We start from the raw sequence: 4,694 nt of genomic DNA on the forward strand, positions 1-4,694 counted from the left end.
TCCCTGGGTTACACCTACAGATATTGATTCACTTACGATATCAGATACTCCCCAAAAATTAAGTAAAAAAGGCGAAAAGGTTGCTCGTGTTGTTCCTGCCAATACGATACTTTGTACTTGTATTGCAAGTATTGGAAAAAATACTTTACTTACTGTAAAAGGTAGTTTTAATCAGCAGATTAATGCTCTTATACCTACGAAAGACAATAATGCCTATTTTCTTTTAACGGCGAGTGAAATATGGTCTAATACAATGAAGAGTATGGCTGCAACTGGAACAATGCAGATTATTAATAAATCAGAGTTTTCTAAGTTAAAAACCCAAATTCCTATTCTAGCTGAACAGTGTAAGATAGGGGAACATTTTAAAACACTTGATACCCTCATCACTCTTCAGCAACGCAAATGTGACCAGCTGCAGACACTCAAGAAATATATGCTCCAGAACCTGTTTGTATAAAGGAGATGAATCGCTATGACCACAGCCTTTGAATCAGAAGCCAGTATAGAAGACAAGCTGATCCATCAGCTCACACAGGGGAAGTCGCAGTGGACCTTCCGCGATGACCTGCGTACCTTCGACGATCTCTGGCAGAATTTCCGTAAGATTTTGATTCAGAACAATAAAGAGCTCTTTGATGACCATCCTCTGACGGACAACGAGTTTCAGCAGGTGCAGAACCAGCTGCGCTTTCCGACCTTCTATGATGCTGCCAAGTGGCTCATGGGGGAAAACGGCATTGTTCGCGTCCGCATTCAGCGGGAAGATGCCTCTCTCGGTGCTGTCTATCCCGTTGTCTTTCAGCGGGCCAACATAGCCGGCGGCTCTTCCGTCTATGAAGTGGTGCATCAGGTGGAATTTCCCCATCTGGATGTCATGAATCGCAATCGCCGCGGCGATGTGACCTTGTTGATCAACGGCATCCCCATGATTCACATAGAACTGAAGAATCGCAGCCATCCCTATAAGGAAGCATTCAATCAGATCAAGAAGTACCTCAAGGAAGGGGCCTTCCGGGATATTTTCTCGTCCCTCCAGATGTTTGTTGTCTCCAATGCTACGGATACCCGCTATATTGCTACGGCGTCCGAAAGCGAGCTGAACGAAAAATTCCTGTCCAACTGGCTGGATGCCAGGAATACCCCTGTAACGGACTATCTGGAATTTGCCGAAGCTGTCTTGTCTATTCCGGCAGCTCATCAGATGGTATCCCAGTATACCGTGTTGGACAGCGAACGGAAGGCCATCATCATGCTGCGGCCCTACCAGATTCACGCTATTCAGGCTATTCACGACGCTGTTAATCCCTATCTGGGCGGCGGTACCCAGTCGGGCTATATCTGGCATACGACGGGGTCCGGCAAGACCCTGACGTCCTATAAAGTGGCCCATTATCTGACGCAGATTCCCAGCGTGGAAAAAGTTATCTTTATCGTGGACCGCCGTGACCTGGATAATCAGACGACTGGTGCCTTTCAGGCCTATGCCGCCTATGACACGATTGACGTCAGCAAAACAGACAACACCGGCGACCTGGTGAAAAAGCTGCAGGCCCATACAAAGAATGTCGTAGTTACGACGATTCAGAAGCTGCAGAACGTCATGCGCCGTTATCCGGAAGGTACGAAGCCCTATGAGAAACTTCATGCCCTGCATCCGGTTTTTGTCGTCGATGAATGTCACCGTGCTGTTACGCCGCAGGCGCAGCAGCAGCTGAATCAGTATTTTTCCCATCCTTTATGGTATGGCTTTACAGGAACGCCTATATTTAGCGAAGACGCCAAGGACAGCCCGGGAGATTTGCCGGCAACGACAGAAGAACAGTACGGCTCATGCCTTCACAAGTACACCATTAAAGAAGCTCTCCACGATGGGGCCGTCCTGGGCTTTCAGGTCGAATATCACAACACAGTGGACATGAACGGCCTGGCCAGGCAGAACCAGGTGACCTGGACAGCCGATGACGATGGATATCATCTGGAAACGGCACTGCAGCGGGAAAAAATCCTCGACAGGGCCTATGAAGATGAACGGCATATGCTGCAGGTCGTCGATTTTATTATCAACAAGTCTGCCGGAAAACTGGGCTTGAACCGCGGTAAAGGCAATACGTACACGGCCCTTTTGACGACGAGCTCTATCAAGCAGGCCCAGCGATATTATCAGCTGTTCCGGAAAGTACGGGATGGAAAGGAACCGACTGTTGCCATTTCGGAAGAGATTCAAAAGCAGCTGTCTGATTTCCCGAAAGTGGCCATTACCTATTCAGTCGGAGAAAATGGCGAAAACGATTCGTGCAACCAGGACCAGATGAAAGCGTCTATGGCCGACTATAATGCCATGTTTGGCACGCAGTACACGATGGAACAGCTCGATGCGTACAACAGTAATATTAATGACCGACTGGCCCGGAAAAAGAAGATGTACCACGTCAGGGAGGCCCAGCTGGATCTGGTCATCGTCGTGGACCGGCTGCTGACGGGATTCGATGCGCCGTCTCTTTCGACGCTCTTTATTGACCGCAAGCCCATGCGGTCCTATGGAATTATTCAGGCCTTTTCCCGGACGAACCGTCTCTATGACAGTCAGAAACGGTTTGGCCAGATTGTCATCTTCCAGGTTCCGGCTCATTTCAAGAAGGCCGTAGATAATGCCATGCAGCTGTACTCCGCTGGCGGCGGCAGCTACGTCCAGGCTCCGTCCTGGCAGGAAGCAGAAGAACGATTTACAAAAGCCATCCAGGCGCTGCGGCAGATCGCGTTGACTCCGGAAGCGGTCAGTTCCCTGAGCCAGAAGGAAAAAATCCGGTTTTTGAAGGCCTACCGGGAATTCGATGATGCCTATTCAGACTTACAGGTCTATTCCGAGTATCAGGACAAGAAGCTGCAGAAAGATTACCAGATTGATGAAAAGACGATTGAAGAGTACAGCGGCAAGTTCAACAACGTCAAAGAAGAGCTGAAGAAAGCCAAAGAAACAGACGATCCCGAAATTAATCTGGCAGTCAGCTATGACCTGCGCTGCTATCAGATGGATCAGATTGACGAAGACTATATCCTGCGGCTTATGGAAGCTACCCGTTCCGATGAATCGGCACTGATTATCGAAGAGGCCGGCAAGAACCAGAAACTCTTTGAAGAAATTAACGAAGAAATTGGCCAGTTCCGCAAGACCAATCCCATACGGGCGGAAGTACTGGAAGAAATCTGGAAGGAATATCAGGACAATCCGTCGCAGTTTATCAATCAGAACTTTGTCGATGTTATGAATGAACGGATTCATGGGCGGATACAGCGCCTGATTCATGAATTTGCTGAAGAATGGTGCGTCGATCCGGACGCCCTGGATTTCTTTATCCATACCTATGATCTGGGCAAAGCGTTAGGGGACAAGCAGGATAACCAGGATGCCCTGAAGAAAAATTCCTATCCGAAAGAATACCAGAAAAAACATCCCGGCACGGGGCTGAAATACTGGCGCCTTCTGCTGACAGCGATTCGGGAGCTCTATGTACAGAAGCTGCAGAAACTGCTGGACCGGACGTAACAGGGAGAGGATTGCACAGATGGGATGACCAATGTTGCCGGTACAGATATCTGTGCAGAAAGGCATTTTCGCGTATTGCGTTTCTGCACAGAAACCCTGTATCATGGAGAGTAACGAAAGGGGGCGTTTATAATGGTGAAGAAGGAGCCGATGCAGATGGACTATGGCAGCGATGGAAAGCCTGTGGACAAATCCTATTTAGAAGTGAATCTGCCAGGATATTTGCAGCATGATATAGATGCTCTCGTGGAAGGAGAAAAAGATCCGGATTGCCTGCATGTGGACTGCCTGGAAGATGAAGTATATGGGTCTATCAATCTGGTCCTGTACGGCCATGAAATCAATGATGAACAGGCCCGGTATTTACGCAAGAAGTACCTAGGAATGGAGTGATGGAGATGATTGATTTTTCTGCTTGCAAGCGCAATCGTTTCAAAACATACGGTGGAGCAAACGGCAGTAAAATTGGTATTATCTACAACGATACCAATTATATGCTGAAATTCCCTGCACTGAAGAAAGAAAAAACACCGACCAGTTACAATAACAGTTGTGTCAGTGAGTATTTGGGCTGCCATATTTTTCAGTCCCTTGGTATACCTGCTCAGGATACCTTATTGGGGACATATAATGGTAAAGTAGTCGTAGCCTGTGAAGACTTCAATCAGGATGGATTTCACCTGACAGAATTTTCTGCGCTGAAGAATACGTGTATTGACAGTTCAGAAAATGGCTACGGAACGGAGTTATCTACTATTTTAAATGCCATTCAGGAACAGGATCTGGTATCTCCGGAAGAGATGAAAACACGGTTTTGGGACATGTTGATTGCCGATGCGTTTTTGGGGAATTTCGATCGGCATAATGGCAACTGGGGAATATTGATTAATGAAGAAAAAGAAGAAGCTAAACTAGCTCCGGTTTATGACTGTGGATCATGCTTATATCCAAAACCAAATGAAGAACAAATGGAGAAGATTCTAAAGAATCCAGCAGAAATCCAGAACCGTATCTATGTATTCCCTACGTCAGCCATCAAGATACGGGACAAAAAAATTAATTACTTTGACTTTATCTCATCACTGCAGAATACGGACTGTAATGCTGCGTTACGACGAATAGTGCCCGCCATAGACATGGAAAAAAT

General features: G+C 47.2%; 4 protein-coding genes. All 4 read left to right on the forward strand.

Going from position 1 to position 4,694, the window contains the following annotated elements; all coding sequences use genetic code 11:
- Positions 1 to 460: restriction endonuclease subunit S (locus tag Q3886_RS08435; protein ID WP_301860928.1), on the forward strand; the 460-nt coding region annotated here is incomplete at its 5' end.
- Positions 461 to 475: 15 nt separating this feature from the next.
- Positions 476 to 3,547, forward strand: a complete 3,072-nt coding sequence (locus Q3886_RS08440; RefSeq protein WP_301860929.1) for a type I restriction endonuclease subunit R — start codon at positions 476 to 478, stop codon at positions 3,545 to 3,547.
- A gap of 132 nt (positions 3,548 to 3,679) precedes the next feature.
- Positions 3,680 to 3,940: a hypothetical protein gene (locus Q3886_RS08445; RefSeq protein ID WP_301860930.1), complete on the forward strand. Its 261-nt coding sequence runs from the start codon at positions 3,680 to 3,682 to the stop codon at positions 3,938 to 3,940.
- Positions 3,940 to 4,694, forward strand: a 755-nt coding sequence (locus tag Q3886_RS08450; RefSeq protein WP_301860932.1) for a HipA domain-containing protein, incomplete at its 3' end; no start/stop codon positions are given. The genes Q3886_RS08445 and Q3886_RS08450, both read left to right, overlap by 1 nt.

Source organism: uncultured Megasphaera sp., from assembly GCF_958350005.1.
Lineage (GTDB): Bacteria > Bacillota > Negativicutes > Veillonellales > Megasphaeraceae > Megasphaera.